Annotated in this window: 13 protein-coding genes and 1 tRNA gene; 9 read left to right on the top strand and 5 right to left on the bottom strand. The window is 32.9% G+C overall.

Annotated elements, in window-relative coordinates:
- Nucleotides 1-73 precede the first annotated feature (73 nt).
- Nucleotides 74-149 (top strand) — tRNA-Phe (locus JOOMADRAFT_RS02155).
- A 618-nt stretch (nt 150-767) separates the two neighbouring features.
- Nucleotides 768-1562: a glycoside hydrolase family 16 protein gene (locus JOOMADRAFT_RS02160; RefSeq protein WP_008611030.1), complete on the top strand. Its 795-nt coding sequence runs from the start codon at nt 768-770 to the stop codon at nt 1560-1562.
- A 185-nt stretch (nt 1563-1747) separates the two neighbouring features.
- Here the strand turns inward: JOOMADRAFT_RS02160 and JOOMADRAFT_RS02165 are convergent, their stop codons facing one another.
- Together JOOMADRAFT_RS02165 and JOOMADRAFT_RS02170 are read right to left on the bottom strand one after the other, a co-directional pair.
- Nucleotides 1748-2017: a hypothetical protein gene (locus JOOMADRAFT_RS02165; RefSeq protein ID WP_008611031.1), complete on the bottom strand. Its 270-nt coding sequence runs from the start codon at nt 2015-2017 to the stop codon at nt 1748-1750.
- Between the two features lie 114 nt (nt 2018-2131).
- Nucleotides 2132-3376 carry a 3-deoxy-D-manno-octulosonic acid transferase gene (locus tag JOOMADRAFT_RS02170; RefSeq protein WP_008611032.1) on the bottom strand — a complete coding sequence of 415 codons (1245 nt, stop codon included), beginning with the start codon at nt 3374-3376 and terminating at the stop codon, nt 2132-2134.
- Nucleotides 3377-3473: 97 nt separating this feature from the next.
- Between JOOMADRAFT_RS02170 and JOOMADRAFT_RS02175 the strand changes: the two genes are divergently transcribed.
- Nucleotides 3474-4619 (top strand): DegT/DnrJ/EryC1/StrS family aminotransferase, encoded by a 1146-nt coding sequence (locus JOOMADRAFT_RS02175; protein ID WP_008611033.1) that lies wholly within the window; start codon nt 3474-3476, stop codon nt 4617-4619.
- 45 nt (nt 4620-4664) lie between these two features.
- Nucleotides 4665-5681, top strand: a complete 1017-nt coding sequence (gene galE / locus JOOMADRAFT_RS02180; protein ID WP_008611034.1) for a UDP-glucose 4-epimerase GalE — start codon at nt 4665-4667, stop codon at nt 5679-5681.
- 103 nt (nt 5682-5784) lie between these two features.
- On the opposite strand, the gene JOOMADRAFT_RS02185 is transcribed toward galE, so the two are convergent.
- Entirely contained in the window at nt 5785-6567 is a 783-nt protein-coding gene (locus tag JOOMADRAFT_RS02185) for an SDR family NAD(P)-dependent oxidoreductase (protein WP_008611035.1), read from the bottom strand.
- A 332-nt stretch (nt 6568-6899) separates the two neighbouring features.
- Between JOOMADRAFT_RS02185 and mfd the strand changes: the two genes are divergently transcribed.
- Both mfd and JOOMADRAFT_RS02195 read left to right on the top strand, forming a co-directional pair.
- Nucleotides 6900-10280: a transcription-repair coupling factor gene (gene mfd, locus JOOMADRAFT_RS02190; protein ID WP_008611036.1), complete on the top strand. Its 3381-nt coding sequence runs from the start codon at nt 6900-6902 to the stop codon at nt 10278-10280.
- Between the two features lie 39 nt (nt 10281-10319).
- Nucleotides 10320-11627 carry a TlpA family protein disulfide reductase gene (locus JOOMADRAFT_RS02195; protein WP_008611037.1) on the top strand — a complete coding sequence of 436 codons (1308 nt, stop codon included), beginning with the start codon at nt 10320-10322 and terminating at the stop codon, nt 11625-11627.
- An 89-nt stretch (nt 11628-11716) separates the two neighbouring features.
- Here JOOMADRAFT_RS02195 and JOOMADRAFT_RS02200 read toward each other — a convergent pair whose 3' ends face one another.
- A complete protein-coding gene (locus JOOMADRAFT_RS02200) occupies nt 11717-12376 on the bottom strand; it encodes a hypothetical protein (protein ID WP_008611038.1) in 660 nt (219 codons plus the stop codon).
- A gap of 138 nt (nt 12377-12514) precedes the next feature.
- The gene (locus JOOMADRAFT_RS02205; protein WP_008611039.1) at nt 12515-12874 is read right to left on the bottom strand and encodes a YraN family protein; all 360 of its coding nucleotides are present in this window, start codon (nt 12872-12874) and stop codon (nt 12515-12517) included.
- A 532-nt stretch (nt 12875-13406) separates the two neighbouring features.
- Here JOOMADRAFT_RS02205 and metG point away from each other — a divergent pair.
- From metG to JOOMADRAFT_RS02220, 3 genes are all read left to right on the top strand, one after another.
- A complete protein-coding gene (gene metG, locus JOOMADRAFT_RS02210; RefSeq protein ID WP_008611040.1) occupies nt 13407-15503 on the top strand; it encodes a methionine--tRNA ligase in 2097 nt (698 codons plus the stop codon).
- A gap of 186 nt (nt 15504-15689) precedes the next feature.
- Complete coding sequence (locus tag JOOMADRAFT_RS02215; RefSeq protein ID WP_008611041.1) at nt 15690-17816, top strand: Tex family protein; 2127 nt, start codon at nt 15690-15692, stop codon at nt 17814-17816.
- A gap of 224 nt (nt 17817-18040) precedes the next feature.
- Nucleotides 18041-18916, top strand: coding sequence for a phosphatase PAP2 family protein (locus JOOMADRAFT_RS02220; protein WP_008611042.1), 876 nt, complete (start codon nt 18041-18043; stop codon nt 18914-18916).
- The last annotated feature ends 110 nt before the right edge of the window (nt 18917-19026 follow it).

Below are 19026 nucleotides of genomic sequence, written 5' to 3' on the forward strand. Positions count from 1 at the left end.
ACCCGCAATCAAGCAATGGACATCTTGGTTCTGTCGAAAGATAAGACAAAGAAAAAATTAAAGATTGTTAACTGGTGCCTTAGCTCAGTTGGTAGAGCAAAGGACTGAAAATCCTTGTGTCCCTGGTTCGATTCCTGGAGGCACCACCACTAAAAGCCCGATTCCTTTTGGATATCGGGTTTTTTGGTTTTTAAGGTTTTCCTGGGATCATTCCCAAAAGTGGATCATTCCCAAAAGTTGTGTTTATGCAAATCTGAATAAGAAAAATCATAAAATATATGTTTTTATAATCCAGAAGTAATTTTATTCCGTATGTATACTAATCATTACATAGTAGTAGGTATTAGTTTAGGGAAAAACACCGTTCATTAATTTGGACGGTGTTTTTGTATATAAAAAAGTTAACTCTTTAAGCTTAACCTGTTCGTTTAACCCCTTCAATTCTTAGCATTACCCCACTAAAACAGCAAATTATGGATTAAAAATATTAATGTTCGAGTAAAAATACAAGACCGCTTCGCTATAAGAAAAAAGACCAAATCTCAACGTTCAAAAAAATAAGTAGTTTAAAGAAACAACTTTATTAGAAATCCACTTTTTATTCATTTTTATTAATGGTAAGGGGTCTATTTTAAAAACCTCATTTAAACCTTGACACAATTGAAGTCCTATAAATCCCGTTAACTTTTATCGAGCAACAATAGATTAAAAAAGATAATTATTTTTTGTTAAATTCAGCCTCACTAAAAACCAACTAACAAAACAAAATGAAACTACTAACACTATTCTGCATTTTACTATTATCTTTTTCATGTTCAAAATCTACAAACGCACAAGAGCCCGAAACTTCAACAGACTTAAAACTTATTTGGGAAGAGAATTTTGATAGCGCATCTTTAAACAAAGCCGATTGGAATTTAGAACTCGGTAATGGCTGTCCTAATAATTGCGGATGGGGAAATAATGAACGACAAGTTTATACCACCAACAATCATCAAATAAAAGATGGAAAATTAATTATTACTGCAAAAAAGGAAGGGGATAAATACACCTCTACACGAATGACCACTCAAAACAAACATCAATTTCAATATGGAACTATTGAAGCTAGAGCAAAACTTCCTATTGGACAAGGCATTTGGCCTGCCTTTTGGATGTTGGGAGCTAATATAAGCGAAGTAGGTTGGCCTCAATGTGGTGAAATAGACATTTTAGAATACGTTGGAAAAGAACCTGAAACTGTATACACAACAATTCACACTACCGATACTCATGGAGAAAATGCAAGTTCCCAGAAAACACCTTTTAAAAACATAGAAGAAGGGTTTCATAACTACAAAGTTAATTGGACCGCAGAAAAAATCGAGTTCCTAGTAGACAATAAATTGGTTTATACGTATGCTCCATTAGAAAAAACAGAAAGCAATTGGCCATTCAACAAACCTCAATTTATACTATTAAATATGGCTATTGGAGGGAATTTTGGAGGTCCAGAAGTAGATGATAGTATTTTTCCGCAGGAATATATAGTTGACTATATTAAAGTCTATCAAACAAAATAATCATATTTTTTAAACACGGATTCATTAAAGTTCTTTTATCTCCAATTACCTCCTGTTACACCCTACAGAAACGGAGAATAATGAATATTTGGAATGTACCCTAAAAATCTACATAAAACCAACAAAAAAACCCGATGCCAGGCATCGGGTTTATAATTCTTCTATAAAAAAGATTTTTTTCTAAATTATAGTTCAGCTTTTTCAGCCTCAGCTTTTACTTCTTCAGCAGCGTTCTCAGCTCCTTCTTTAGTATCTTCTGCAGCCTCTTCAATAGCATCTCCAGTTTCTTCTGCAGCTTCTTCAATAGCAGCTCCAGTGTCTTCTGCAGCCTCTTCTACGTCATCAGCAGCACTTTCTATAGCGTCTTCTGCTTTCTCTTTTGTTGTTTCTTTACAAGATACAACTGAAAATCCTAATGTGAATACAAGAGCTAAACTTAAAATTACTTTTTTCATGGTTTTTTTGTTTAATTATTTACTTAAATTTTGCGATACGAATGTAGTAATATTTTTCATTCGTAAACAAATAATTTCTATGCATTTCTAATATATTTATAGCTATGCTAAAAATCATTTAATTAATTTACGAATGTAGTCCCCTATTTGGATCTTAGCCCCTTTATTTTTATTTATAAAATTTTTATTTTTTTCACCTAAATCGTTTAAAATCAATTCATTATTAATCAAATAATCAAATTCTTTTTTAAACTCATTTTTTCCATTTACGGAAATTACTCCACCTATTCCTACCAAATTTTCAGCCTCTATAAAACCTTTATAGTTTTTTCCAATCAATACAGGAACACCAAAAACAGCAGGTTCCAATGTATTATGCAACCCAGTTACGCCCATTCCCCCACCAACATAAGCAATATCAGCATAACTATAAATTTTTGTAAGCAGTCCAATTGTATTTATAATTAACACCTCAAAATCTGCTAAGTTTTTTTCTGCTATTTCTGAAAATAATATTGTTTTTTTATCTAACGAAGCCTTTAGTTTTTCAATCTCGCCTCCTTTAATATTATGTGGCGCAATTACATATTTTATAGCAGCAGAAGCATCATTATTTATATAGTCTTTCAATAAAATCTCATCTTCTGGCCACGTACTTCCCGCAACAAAGCACAGTTTATCTTGTTTAAATTCTTCTAAAAAAGCTAAAGCATTATCTCTTTCTAATATTTCTGAAACTCTATCAAAACGTGTGTCTCCACTTACGGTTACATTTTTAATATCTATACTTTCTAGTAATTTTTTGGAGTTTTCATCTTGAACAAAGAAATGATCAAAAGTTTGAAGGGATTTTCTCATAAAGCTTCCATACCAATGAAAAAACGCCTGACTTTCCCTAAAAATTCCTGATACTAATAATGTTGGAACATTTTCTTTTTTTAAAGCGGAGAGATAATTAGGCCAAAATTCATATTTAACAAAAATAGCGAGCTCAGGTTTTACAATTTTTAAAAATTGCTTTGCATTGTAGGTTGTATCTAAAGGAAGGTAACAAACAATAGCTGCTGCAGTAGTATTCTTTTTTACTTCATACCCAGATGGCGAAAAAAAAGTAACTAAGATTTTATGCGAAGGAAATTCTCTTTTGGTTTGCTCAATTACAGGTAAACCTTGTTCAAATTCTCCTAAAGAGGCGGTATGAAACCAAATAATTTTATCGTTGTCTGAAATTTCTTCAGCTAAAAAATCAAAAATCCCAACACGACCTTTAACAAAAAGCTCTAACTTACTGTTAAATAAGGCTATTATTTTAATAAAAAAGCCCGATAAATAAACTAAGATATTATATAAAAAAAGCACATTATTTTGTTTGCTGCTAAAATACGTTACTTTCTGTTAATACATTGGGTGTGGTAACTTAATTTTGTAATTTTGTAGCTACTTAAGATTTATCTCCATGAGGAAAATACAGATGGTTGACTTACAAAGTCAATATAGTTTCATAAAAGAACAAGTAAACAATTCCATAACCGAAGTTTTAGAATCTGCCGCATTTATAAACGGCCCTGAAGTTCAGAATTTCCAAAAAGAATTAGAAGAATATTTAGACGTAAAACACGTAATCCCATGTGCAAATGGTACAGATGCATTGCAAATAGCAATGATGGGATTAAACTTAAAGCCTGGGGACGAAGTTATTACCGTAGATTTTACCTTTGCTGCAACAGTAGAAGTTATTGCTTTACTGCAATTAACTCCTGTTTTAGTAGATGTAGACCCGTCTACTTTTAATATTGATATTGAGGCCATAAAAAAAGCCATCACTCCAAAAACAAAAGCTATTGTTCCGGTGCACCTTTTTGGTCAGTGTGCCAATATGGAGGCTATTATGGAAATTGCTAAAGAACACAATCTTTATGTTATTGAAGATGATGCGCAAGGAATTGGAGCCGATTATACATTTAGCAACGGAGTTACAAAAAAATCTGGCGCTATAGGTCATGTTGCTGCCACTTCTTTTTTCCCTTCTAAAAACTTAGGATGTTATGGTGATGGAGGAGCAATTTTTACAAATGATGATGAATTAGCGCACACGCTTAGAGGAATTGTAAACCACGGAATGTACGAACGCTACCACCATGATGTTGTAGGAGTAAATTCTCGTTTAGACTCTATTCAAGCTGCCGTTTTACGTGCTAAACTTCCATTATTAGACACCTATAATACTAAAAGAAGGAAAGCTGCAGTAAAATATACGGAAGCATTAAAAGGACACAACCATATTATTACGCCCGCTATTACTGAAGGAGCGTTAACGGAAAATAATAATCATCATGTTTTTCATCAATATACCTTGAGAATTACCAATGGAAAACGAGACGAATTAGTGAAATTTTTAAATGAAAACGGGATTCCTTGTGGCGTTTATTACCCAATTCCATTACACAGCCAAAAAGCATATATGGATTCTCGCTACAACGAAAATGATTTTAAAGTAACAAATCAATTGGTAAAAGAAGTTATATCGCTTCCAATGCACACAGAATTAGATGATGACCAAATTTTATTTATTACAGATAAAATAAAAGAATTTATTAACTAACCGAGTTATTCTATATAATAACTCACACCAAACAAACTACAATTAATGAAAATACTTGTAACTGGAGGACTAGGCTTTATAGGCTCTCACACTGTAGTAGAGCTTCAAAACAAAGGTTTTGAAGTAATTATTATAGACAACCTTTCCAACTCTTCTATAGATGTTTTAGATGCTATTGCTAAAATTACAGGCAAAAAACCTGAATTTGAAAAACTCGATTTAAGAGAAAAAGAAGCTGTATCTGCATTCTTTAAAAAACACACCGATATTGCGGGAGTAATCCATTTTGCAGCCTCTATTTTTGTAAATGAAAGTGTCGAGAATCCGTTATTATACTACGAGAACAACATCAATACCTTAATTTATTTACTAAAAGAAGTTTCCGCTAGAAAAGAGATGTCAATGATTTTTAGTTCTTCCTGCACCGTTTACGGTCAGGCAGACGAATTGCCAATTACAGAGGAAGCTCCAGTTAAAAAAGCAGAAGCTCCTTACGGAAACACTAAACAGATAGGAGAAGAAATTATAGAAGACACCTGTAAAGTTTATCCAAACTTAAAAGCTATTTCATTGCGTTATTTTAATCCAATTGGAGCGCACGAAACTGCCAATATTGGAGAAACTCCACAAGGCAAACCTCATCATTTAGTTCCTTATATTACACAAACTGCTATTGGCATTAGAGAACAATTATTGGTATTTGGAGGCGATTATGACACCGCAGATGGTACTTGTGTTAGAGATTACATTCATGTTGTAGATTTAGGAAAGGCACATGCCACAGCATTAGAACGCTTACTAAACAACAAGAACAAATCTAATTATGAAGTTTTCAATATCGGAACAGGTAAAGGAAGTACCGTTTTAGAAGTAATTTCTAGTTTTGAAAAAGTAAGCGGACAGAAACTTAATTATAAAATTGTAGACAGACGTCCTGGAGATGTAACTGCTATTTATGCCGACACCAAAAAAGCAAATAATGAATTAGGTTGGCAAGCAAAATCTACGCTAGATGAAGCCATGGATTCTGCTTGGAAATGGGAGAAAAAAGTTAGAAGTTAATAACTTCTAATTACACCAATATATAATTATAAATAGAGCGTAGTCAGACTATTATTTTCATGACTACGCTCTATTTTTTGTATTCCAACTAGGGTATACTAAATTAAAAAGCTGTTTTTACAGTCCCTCCATCTGCACGTAAAGCTGCGCCATTTGTTGCCGAAGAAAGCGGACTAGCAACATAAACTACCATATTTGCAACCTCCTGTGGATCGGTAAAACGTTGTAATAAAGAGGTAGGGCGTTCTGTTTTAAAAAACTGTTTTTCAACTTCGTCTCTTTTCCCCTCTTCAACGCCTGCAAATTCTTTCACTCCTTCAGAAAGTGTTGGTCCAGGTAACACCGAATTTACTGTTACATTAGTTCCTTTTGTAGTTTCTGCTATTCCACGAGAAATTGCAAGCTGTGCTGTTTTGGTCATTCCATAGTGCACCATCTCAACAGGAATATTTATACTACTTTCACTAGAAATAAATATAATTCGCCCCCAATTCTTTCTCTTCATTGCTGGTAAAAAAGCACGAGATAATCTAACCCCGCTCATTACATTTATGTCATAGAATTTCTGCCATTCATCATCTGCAATTTCTTCAAATGGTTTGGGCTCAAAGATTCCAACATTATTTATCAGAATATCTACTTCTCCTACATTTTCAATAAGAGATTTCACTTCTTCAGGACTTGAAAAATCACACGCAACCCCTGTTACTTCAGCATCATTTATTGTTTCTTTTATTCTTTTTAAAGCATCGTCCACAGTGCTTTTACTTCTCCCATTAATAATAACTTCGGCACCTTCTTTGACTAATGTTTTCGCTATTGCAAATCCAATTCCTTTAGTAGAACCAGATATAAAAGCGCGTTTTCCTTTTAATTCTAAATCCATAATCTATTTTTTTATCAATTACTTGGAAGCAAGCCCGTAAAAAAGATAAATTAGCATAGTTAACTCATCTAATTCAGAGTCTTTCAATAAACTCAGGGCATGCTTTAGGGAATTAAACCCTCTATGAAGTATTAAATTATTCAATAAAAAACACTTAAAAAAGTTTCATTAGCGTTTTAAGTTTAATTTAGCTTTTGGAATGATTACTTATCAATTATCTTTGTAGCTAACTACCTTGTGGAATAGTCAATAACCGTTAAGATAAAATATATTATTCCACATATTATATTGAATAAACAAGCCCAGTTATTGGGATAAATAAATAAGTTTTAGTGAGTAATACAATCACGCTGGCCGGTCTCAGTCAGGTTATAACTACGTATAAAGAATCTCTGCAACAACAGAAATTAGGGCGTTCTATTGCCAATTCTAAAAATAATACTTATTTAAAAGGTCTTGTAGGCTCTTCTATTTCTATTGTAATTGCAAATGCTTTTAGAGAAACTGAACTTCCTTTTTTATTGGTGCTCAATGATAAGGAAGAAGCTGCATATCATTTAAATGATTTAGAACAACTTATAGGAGAAAAAGATGTTCTTTTTTACCCCGGAAGTTACCGCAGACCCTATCAAATAGAAGAAACAGATAATGCGAATATTCTGCTTAGAGCTGAAGTTTTAAACCGAATAAATTCTCGGAAAAAACCCGCAATTATTGTTACCTATCCAGAAGCGCTATTTGAAAAAGTTGTTACTAAAAAAGAACTCGAGCGTAGTACGTTAAAAATAAATTTAAACGATAAACTTTCAATAGATTTTATAAATGAAACTCTTTTTGAGTACAAATTTAAAAGAGTAGATTTTGTTACCGAGCCTGGAGAATTTTCTGTTAGAGGAGGTATTGTGGATGTTTTTTCATTTTCTAATGATGAACCTTACCGAATTGAGTTTTTTGGAGAAGAAGTAGATAGCATTCGAACCTTTGATGTGGAAACACAACTTTCCACTGAAAAACTAAAGAAAATCAATATCATTCCGAATGTTGAAAATAAATTTTTAGAAGAAGAGCGGGAAAGTTTCTTAAAATATGTTTCAGCTAAAACAGTTGTTTTCAGTAGAAATAGCGAGCTCCTTTTTTCTAGAATAGACGGATTGTTCTCTAAAGCAGAAGAAGCCTTTACTAAACTTTCAAAAGAAATAAAACATGCGCCTCCAAAAGAGTTATTTTGTGATGGTGCTCTACTAAAAAATCAGCTTAAAGGTTTTATTACTATCCATTTAAGTGCTCCAAAAGCTAATGATATAGCTTATGAAACTATCCTTTTTAACACAACGCCACAACCGTCTTTTAATAAACAATTTGATTTATTAATAGAAGATTTAAATAGCAACCATGAGAAGGGATACAAAAATTACATCTATTGCGTAAGCGAGCAGCAAGCAAAGCGTTTCCATGATATTTTTGATGATGTAGAAACAGAAGTTCATTATCAAACCGTGGTGTTTTCTATGTATCAAGGTTTTATTGATAACGAATTTAAGATTGCTTGCTATACCGATCATCAAATTTTTGAACGGTATCATAAATTTCAACTAAAAAATGGCTACTCAAAAAAGCAAGCTATTACACTTAAAGAGCTTACCAATCTTGAAATTGGCGATTATGTAACCCATATTGACCATGGTATTGGAACTTTTGGAGGCTTACAAAAAATTCAAGTAGAAGGAAAACTACAAGAGGCTATAAAACTAATTTATGGCGAGCGTGATATTTTATATGTAAGCATCCACTCACTCCACAAAATAACCAAGTTTAATGGAAAAGATGGAAAACCTCCTAAAATATATAAGTTAGGGTCTGCTGCATGGAAAAATCTAAAGAAAAAGACTAAAAGTAAGGTTAAAGAAATTGCCTTTAACCTTATTAAACTCTATGCAAAAAGAAAAACTGAAAAAGGTTTTCAATACGGTCCAGATAGTTACCTACAAAACGAGTTGGAAGCTTCTTTTTTATATGAAGACACTCCAGACCAAAGTACTGCCACCGAAGATGTAAAAAGAGATATGGAAAATGAACAGCCTATGGATAGGCTTGTTTGTGGAGATGTAGGATTTGGAAAAACAGAAGTTGCTATTAGGGCTGCTTTTAAAGCAGTAGACAACGGCAAGCAAGTAGCTATTTTAGTTCCTACAACAATATTGGCTTTTCAACACCATAAAACCTTTAGTGAACGTCTTTCCGATATGCCTGTAACTATAGATTACTTAAATAGATTTAGAACTGCAAAAGAAAAAAGAGACACCCTAGAGAGGTTGGAAGAAGGAAAAGTAGATATTATTATTGGAACCCACCAATTGGTAAATAAAAATGTGAAGTTTAAAGACCTTGGACTTCTTATTGTTGATGAAGAACAAAAATTTGGGGTTGCTGTAAAAGATAAATTAAAAACCATCAAAGAAAATGTGGATGTACTTACCTTAACAGCTACTCCTATTCCTAGAACACTTCAATTTAGTTTGATGGCAGCTAGAGACCTTTCTGTAATTACTACGCCACCTCCAAACAGGTATCCTATTGAGAGTAATGTAATTCAATTAAACGAAGAGATTATTCGAGATGCTGTTTCTTATGAAATCCAACGTGGTGGTCAGATATTTTTTATTCATAATAGAATTGAAAATATTAAGGAAGTTGCAGGAATGGTTCAACGTTTGGTTCCAGATGCTAAAATTGGTATTGGTCACGGGCAAATGGATGGAAAAAAACTAGAGCAATTAATGTTGAGTTTTATGAATGGGGATTTTGATGTTTTAGTTGCCACTTCCATTATTGAAAGTGGTTTGGATGTGCCTAATGCAAATACTATTTTTATAAACAACGCCAATAATTTTGGCCTTTCAGATTTACACCAAATGCGTGGGCGTGTAGGAAGAAGTAATAAAAAGGCTTTTTGCTATTTTATTACACCTCCCTATTCTGCAATGACAGACGATGCAAGAAAACGGATTCAGGCATTAGAGCAATTTACAGAGCTAGGAAGTGGCTTTAATATTGCAATGAAAGATTTAGAAATTAGGGGTGCTGGAGATATTTTAGGAGGCGAACAAAGTGGATTTATGAATGAAATTGGCTTTGATACCTATCAGAAAATATTACAAGAAGCTATTGAAGAACTTAAAGAAAATGAATTTGCCGATTTATACGAAACTCCTAAAAACGAGGATAAAGTATATGTAAAAGACACGCAAATAGACACCGATTTCCAGTTATTGTTTCCAGACGATTATATCAATGCTATTACAGAACGTTTAAATTTATACAACGAATTAAGCACGATTAAAACAGAAGAAGCGTTAACTTTATATGAAACTAGACTTATTGACCGCTTTGGAGAGCTCCCAGAAGAGGCAACCGACTTACTAAACAGTGTTAGGATTAAATGGATTGCTACCGAGCTAGGCTTGGAGAGAATTATCTTGAAGCAAGGAAAAATGGTAGGTTATTTTATTGCCGACCAACAAAGTAGTTTTTATCAAAGTAATCGTTTTAGAAATGTACTTCAATACATTCAAACACATCCAAACGTTGGAAAAATTAAAGAAAAACAAACTAGAAATGGGTTGCGCCTACTTATTACTTTTGAAAATATAAAATCTATAAACAAAGCGCTAAATACCCTAAAACCGTTTTTAGACCGTATTTACGTAGCCTAATTTATAGTTTCGATTATACATCTATAAAAGATTAAACTGATGAAAAAGATTTTATTCTTACTAATGTTAATTCCGTTTATTACATTAGCACAACACCATATTTCGGGAACTTTTACTCCTAAAGAACAATTTTCAAAGGTATTCTTGTATCAAGTAACGCCAAATTACCCAAGCTATATTTCTTATGCTTCCATAAAATCGGACGGAACTACAAGTATTCCTTTAGAAAGCAATTTAGAAACAGGGATGTATCGTTTGGTATTTGGTGCTCCCCAAGACGAATATTATTTTGACTTTATTTATAATGGAAATGAAGATATTACTTTTGAATACACAGCTACAGAAGGGGTTACTTTTTTAACTTCTGAAGAAAATGTGTTACTTCAAAATTATAATGCAAATGCAGATGAAGCCAAACATCTATTAAGCGCTACCTTTGAGCCCTCCGTTTCTAAGGAAACTTTCTCCAATGTTTTTAAAGCTATTGATGGAATTCAAAATGAATATGAAACAAAGAGTGAAGGCATGCTTGCTAATCATTTTATAAAAACTGGAAGACTTCCTATTCCACAAAAACAAATTTCTTTAGAAGAATATTTAGCCCTAGAGAAAGCTAATTTCTTTAAACATATCGATTTTAATGACAATGCCTTACAACATTCCAACTATTTAGTAAATGCTTCTAAAATATATGTATTTCGATTTGCAGACAAAGAACAACCTCAACAATATATTAACAATATTGAAGATGTTATTAAAGAAATTGGAGATAATCCAGTGGTTCAAAAGTCTATTCTAGAGGCTTTGTGGTATGACTTTTCGGACAATGAAAACATGAAGGTTGCCAATTATATCTCCGATAATTATCTAGAGAAATTAGCCACCGTTGCTGGAGATAAAAAATTGCTTTCAGAAATTAAAATATATAAAAATACAGGAGTTGGAGCAAAAGCTCCTAATTTTAATATTGGCAATTCTAAGAGTTTATACGACCTAAAAGATGCAAATAATTACCTCGTTATTTTTTGGAGTAGCACTTGTTCTCACTGCTTAAAAGAGCTGCCTGAAGTAAAAAAATTTCTTTCTAATTTAGAAAATAAAAACTTACAAATAGTAGCCTTTGGTTTAGAAGAAAATGAAAACCCTTGGAAAGATACTATTAAATTATATCCAGATTTTATACACGTCTATGGAGCTGGAAAATGGAATAATGCAACTTCCAATGCGTATAATGTTACAGAAACTCCTACCTATTATGTTTTAGATACCGATAAAAATATAATTGCAAAACCAGACTCATTAGAAGAACTAGAAGCTGCACTTAAGGGGTTACCAACAACAAAATAATAGCTTGATCTTTTTGTTGCAAAGTCATTAATAAGCTATACCTTTCTAAGGCATTAAACTCTCTAAGGTGGTTAAAGATTTGAAAACTTCTATAAAGCTTTCAAATCTTTAATTACTTTAAATGCAACATCAATTTGGTCTTCGCCAACAATAATGGTGAATTCATTGGTGGTAGAAATTACTTCGTGAAGTATAATTCCTTCCCAAGCCAATCTTTGAAAAATAAAGTAATAAATCCCTGGAATAATAACATTCTCTTCTGGAAGCTTCACACTAATAGAAGATAACTTATCTATTTTTTGAGTAAGCCTTTCATCTTTAAAAATGTTTTCAACCACTTCGTTCATAGAATCGCTTACTACAATATTGGTTTCATTAACTCCACGTGAAGACGTATAAAACACATCTTTGTTGTCATTAATTTCTTGCAATAAACGTGCTTGTTTGTTCAGAATAGTGTCGGAGACTAAAAAAGTATAATCAATCAGCGAGGAACGCACTGTAATTTCCCCTATGTTTTTTAATACTTTTAAAATTCGGTGTGTAGCTCTAAACTCTAATTCAGACGAGAGTCTTTTTAAAGCCATTACAATAGCTCCATTACGAACATCTTTACCTAGTTGCTCTTCAATTTCTGGCTTAATATTTCTAGAAAGGGAAGTTAAATTTATAATTCCTTGTGCCAGTGCACTTTGCAAAAATGGCTTTGATTTAATGTAATTTTCTACAATTGACGATATTGTTTTCATTTTGTGGTTTGGTTTGGTACTTATGAGGGCGTAAATTTAAGTCATCTTTTCCTTAAAAACAAAAAATTAAACGAAATGTTTTATTTATAACAATTTGTTTGTATTGAAAAAGCCCAGTATTAAAGGGCTTTCAGACGATTAAAAATAATAAAAAGCATCTTCAAAATGCTTGATATCGTAAATTCCTTTGTTTTTAAAGACGGCTATAATATCAAAACGAACTTCTTTATCAATACCATTCTCTATTATATAATGATTCATTACTTTAACCAACAATTTAATTTTCTTTGGGATTACAAAACTCTGTGGATCTCCATAAAAAATTGAACTTCTAGCTTTCACCTCTACACAGATAATTTGGTTATTTATTTCAGCTATAACATCTACTTCAGCAAAATTATATCTATAATTACGTTCTAAAATAGTATACCCCTTTTTAAATAATAATGCCACAGCCATTTCTTCTGCCTTTTGCCCAAATACATTATGAACTGCCATGATTCTATTTTATAGAAAATATTCTTCAATATAAGCTTTTAACCAGAATAAAAAAATATTTTCATAAAGTTTATAACTCATTAACTAGAAGTGTATTTATCATATTAAAATCATTAATGTCCGAGTAAAAATACAAGAACGCTTAGCTATTAGAAAAAAGAACAAATTTTAACTGTCACAAAATAGGTAGTTTATAGAAAAAAACAGCGTTGATGGTTAGCGCAGCTAAAGCCATTTAGATTAGTATTAGAGCTAACAAATAATCAACGTAATTTTAAACTAAAACCAAACAAAATGACTAAAATCATCTTTTTAGTCATTTTTACTAATAGCAAGGGGTCTTATTTTAAAAACCTCATTTAAACCTTGATATAAATGGAGTCCAATAAATTCTGTTACCTTTTTTCATCTAAAACCAAAGTGTATATAAGTAATAAACAGTAATGAAAAAACAAGCTTTATGAATTGATTACTATTTAATATAAAACTCTCTTGAAAATCCTTATTTTTGTGACTTCAATAAATTTTGAGAATGTCACAGAAATACAACGATACCCCCCAAAACAAAAACAGATTTACAATTACAGCAGCATTGCCATACACCAATGGTCCAATTCATATTGGCCATCTAGCAGGTGTTTATGTGCCAGCAGATATTTATGCAAGATATTTAAGACTGAAAGGAAAAGATGTGGCTTTTATCTGTGGAAGCGATGAACATGGTGCTGCCATCCCAATGAAAGCAAAAAAAGAAGGTGTTACTCCACAGGAGATTATTGATAAATACAACGGGATTATCAAGAAGTCTTTTGAAGAATTTGGAATTTCATTTGATAATTACTCTCGTACTTCTGCTAAAATTCATCATAAAACGGCCTCCGGTTTTTTTAAGAAAATGTATGAGGACGGAAAGTTTATTGAAGAAATTACAGAACAGTTGTATGATGAAGAAGCACAGCAGTTTTTAGCAGATAGATTTGTAGTTGGAACTTGTCCAAAATGTAATCATGACGGGGCTTATGGAGATCAATGTGAAAGCTGCGGAAGTTCTTTAAATGCTACAGATCTTATCAATCCAAAGTCTACAATTTCGGGTTCTATTCCTGTTTTAAGAGAAACAAAACACTGGTTTTTACCTTTAGACCAATACGATACATTTTTAAGAGAATGGATTATTAAAGGTCATAAAAAAGATTGGAAATCTAATGTATACGGACAAGTAAAAAGCTGGATTGATGAAGGCTTAAAAGCCCGTGCTGTAACGCGCGACTTAGATTGGGGAATTCCTGTTCCTGTAGAAGGTGCCGAAGGAAAAGTGCTTTATGTATGGTTTGATGCGCCTATTGGCTATATCTCTTCCACCAAAGAATGGGCAGAACGCGAAGGAAAAGATTGGGAGCCTTACTGGAAAGACTCACGACTAATACATTTTATTGGGAAAGACAATATTGTATTCCATTGTATTATTTTTCCTGCTATGCTTCAGGCTCATGGAGATTTTATTTTACCTGAAAACGTTCCTGCAAATGAGTTTTTAAACCTTGAAGGACAAAAACTTTCAACCTCAAAAAATTGGGCAGTTTGGCTCCATGAATACCTAGAGGATTTTCCAGAAAAACAAGATGTTTTGCGTTATACGTTAACTGCAAATGCTCCAGAAAACAAAGACAACGACTTTACTTGGAAAGATTTTCAGGCTAGAAATAATAATGAACTTGTGGCAATTTTTGGCAATTTTATTAACCGAGTTATTGTCCTCACACATAAATATTACGATGGTAAAATTCCAGCACCAAATACTTTTTCCGATATAGATACACAAACACTTCAGGAATTAAAAAAATATCCTGAAATTATTTCGAATTCTATTGAAAAATATCGATTCAGAGAAGCATCTCAAGAGTTAATGAATGTAGCGCGACTTGGAAACAAATACCTTGCCGATGAAGAACCATGGAAGGTTATTAAACAAGACGAAGAGCGCGTAAAAACTGTTATGTATGTAGCATTACAAATAGCTGCTGGATTGGCTGTTTTAAGTGAACCTTTTTTACCTTTTACATCCAATAATCTTAAAAAGATGCTTGCTTTTGGTACCTTGAACAACATACCAGCATGGAATGATATTGCTGAAAAAGACGTGCTTCTTCCTGCCGAACATACTGTTGAAAAAGCTTCTTTACTATTTACAAAAGTAGAAGACGAAGAAATTCAGAAACAATTAGACAGATTAGAAGCTACTAAAAAAGCAAATCAGGCAAGCATTGCAGAAGAAAATGCAACGGTAGAGCCTCAAAAAGACACCATCACTTTTGACGATTTTTCGAAATTAGATATTCGTGTGGGTACTATTTTAGAAGCTGAAAAAATGCCAAAAGCAGACAAACTTTTGGTACTTAAAGTTGATACTGGATTAGATGTTAGAACCATTGTTTCGGGCATTGCAAAAAGCTTTACTCCTGAAGAAATTGTAGGAAAACAAGTTAGTGTTTTGGTAAATTTAGCTCCTCGAAAATTAAGAGGTGTAGAAAGTGAAGGCATGATTTTAATGACCGAAAACAAAGATGGGAAATTAGTCTTTTTAAATCCAGATGAAGCCAATATTCCAAACGGGAAAACCATCAATTAAAAAAAATCTAATATATTTAATCCATTTCGACGTAGAGTCCTTCGGTAAACTCAGAAAAAGCTTTGGGGAATAAAACCCTCAATAAGGGATTTAAAACCCCAAAAGTTTAAAAAGCCTTTGGGGTTTTAAAATAGAGAACCTCAGTGCCTGCTTTGAGGCACTAAATTCTCCAAGAAATTAACCACTATGCAATCACTTATTCATTATATAGCCAGTAAAACTTCTATCTCCAACAAAAGTATAGAAAGTACTATACATCTTATTAATCAAGACTGTACAATTCCTTTTATATCACGCTATAGAAAAGAAGCAACTGGAAATTTAGATGAAGTACAAGTTGGAGATATTGTTACGCTTAAAAAAGACTTTGAAGCCTTACAAAAACGAAAAGAGAGTATTTTAAAATCGTTGGAAGAGCAGGCAGTACTTTCTGATGAATTAAAACAAAAAATAGAGAATACAGATACGCTAATTGCGTTAGAAGATTTATACCTTCCTTATAAAAAATCGAGGAAAACAAAGGCAGACACTGCTAGAGAAAATGGTTTGGAGCCTCTTGCTAAAATAATCATGGCACAAAACGCTAACGACCTCGATTTTCTAGCTTCCAAATACTTAAATAAAAATATTTCTTCGGAAGAAAATGCACTGGAAGGCGCCAGACATATTATTGCTGAATGGATTAACGAACGCATAGATATTAGAAACTCCCTTCGTAATCAATATGACCGTTATTCAGAAATTACTACAAAAGTTGTTAAAGCAAAGGCTGAAGAAGAAAATGCTCAAAAATATAGAGATTACTTTGATTGGAATGAACCTCTAAAACGCTGCCCATCTCATAGACTTTTAGCTATTTTAAGAGCAGAAAATGAAGGTTTTATAAAACTTAAAATTTCCATAGACCAAGACAGAGCGTTGGATTATATTGAAAATAGAATTATTAAATCTGATAACCACTGTGCTACTCAAATAGAGCTTGCTATTAAAGATGCGTTTAAAAGATTATTAGCCCCTGCATTAGCTAACGAAGCGCTATCCAATGCAAAAGAAAAAGCAGATACTACTGCAATAGCTGTTTTCGCAAAAAACTTGAATCAGTTGCTTTTGAGTCCGCCATTAGGAGAAAAAACTATTTTAGCTATTGATCCTGGCTTTAGAACCGGCTGCAAAATAGTGTGTTTAGACAAGCAAGGCGGTTTAGTACATAACGAAACAATATATCCTCACGAGCCGAGAAAAGAAGCCACACAAGCAATAAAAAAAATAAGCACGCTTGTAAATGCATATAAAATTGAAGCCATTGCCATTGGAAACGGAACGGCATCTCGAGAAACAGAAACATTAATTAAGCGCATCCGATTTGAAACTGATGTTCAGGTTTTTGTTGTTAGTGAAGCTGGAGCTTCTATATATTCGGCTTCTAAAATAGCCCGAGAAGAATTCCCAAATTACGATGTAACAGTAAGAGGTGCAGTTTCTATAGGAAGAAGACTTTCTGACCCTCTCGCAGAATTAGTAAAAATTGAAGCAAAGTCTATTGGAGTTGGGCAATATCAACACGATGTAGACCAAACTAAACTAAAAGAAGCGTTGGACCGCGTTGTAGAAAGTTGCGTAAATAAAGTAGGCGTAAATATTAATACTGCAAGTCCTTCGCTATTAAGTTATGTTTCTGGTATTGGAGAAAAACTAGCCGAAAACATAGTGATTTATAGAGATGAAAACGGGGCTTTCACTTCAAGAGAAGAGATTAAAAATGTAACTAGACTAGGGAATAAAGCCTTTGAGCAAAGTGCAGGGTTTCTAAGAATCAAGAATGCTAAAAATCCGTTAGATGATTCTGCCGTACATCCTGAAAGTTATTCCGTAGTAAAAAAAATGGCTGCCGATTTAAAAGTTAATATTCAAGAGTTAGTTGGAAATAAAGAACTTATAAAAACTATTCAGCTTAAAAAATATTGTACCGAAAATATTGGTTTACCAACACTTACGGATATTGTAAAAGAATTAGAAAAACCAGGTATAGACCCTAGAGAAAAGGCGAAAATATTTGAATTCGACCCTACAATTAAAACCATAAACGATTTACGAGAAGGGCAAATACTCCCTGGAATTGTAAATAATATTACCAATTTTGGGTGTTTTGTAGATATCGGAATTAAAGAAAGTGGCTTAGTACATATCTCAAAATTAACCGATGGTTATATTACTGATGTAAATGAAGTGGTAAGTCTTCAACAGCATGTAAAAGTAAAAGTGATAGAAATTGATATCCCTCGTAAGCGAATTCAGCTTGCTATGAATTTTTAAGTAAATAATCTGTATCTTAATAAATTAGAATAATAACTTCCATTGGAAGTAGTTTATAAAACAATAGTAAGAAATACTAAAAAAACCGACAAAGTGTTATTTCAAGTAATTACCTCGATGCAAAGCAGGAGGTGCTCTGGGAAATAAAGCTCTCAATGAGGGATTTAAACCTCGATTATCGAGTAGCAGTATTATTAGTTATAAATTAATGAAAATTTTGTAAAATGTTTGTCAATCGTTATTTTAAAAAAGTAGTTTCAGGGTTTTGCTATGCTGTATTACTTTTTTTTATACTGAATTCTTATTCAGTTCAATCGCAAAATGTAAATTTTCTGGATAAAGATGCTACTCGGTGGCAAATGTTAAAATACGATACAGGAAACATGTTTAAAGGAATTTTATATTCCTACAGTCGCCCTTTTCATTGGCAGAAAAAACAATGGATACAATTTGGAGGAGTTGCTGCCACCACCTCATTTCTATATGTTTTTGACGAACAAACCAACGACTATTTTGTTGAGCAAAGTGATGACGTTCCTGAATTTATAAAAGATTATGGCTGGTATTACGGAAGTCCGCAAAACAACTATATGCTTACGGCTGCGGTGTATTTAACAGGACTTGGATTAAAAAACGAAAAACTTAGAAGAACAGGAGTGCTTTTAATTTCGTCGGCATCGGCGGCTGGATTGTTACAGCAAATGAGTAAATATGCTTTTGGGAGAGCAAGACCTAGAAGTGGCGATAATAAGAACTCATTCTATCCGTTTACAAGTAATAAAGATTATCATTCATTTCCTTCTGGGCATACTATTTTAGCTTTCACCAACGCCTATGCCATAGCAAAACAATTTAAAAACCCTTGGATAAAAGGCGGCATCTATACTTTAGGATTAGTTCCTGGCGTGTCAAGGTTATGGGCAGACGCCCATTGGCTTACAGATGTTGTTGTTGGAGTAGCAATAAGTATTGCAACCGTAGAAGCTATTGATAGATTTTTAGATAGTAAATACGAACAAAAATATAACGATAAAAGAAAAAAAGTTAGTTGGGATCTACGCATCGGTGCTGGTCAATTTGGGGTGGTTATGCAATTTTAAACACTTCCTATTACCCCCTCTTACTTTTAGATAGACTATTTTTAAATTGTCAAGAAGACCTTCGGTTTTCTTAAATCTAATTTTTTATTTCGTTATTTTTATCAAAAACA

This window comes from Galbibacter orientalis DSM 19592 (genome assembly GCF_000260115.1).
GTDB lineage: Bacteria > Bacteroidota > Bacteroidia > Flavobacteriales > Flavobacteriaceae > Galbibacter > Galbibacter orientalis.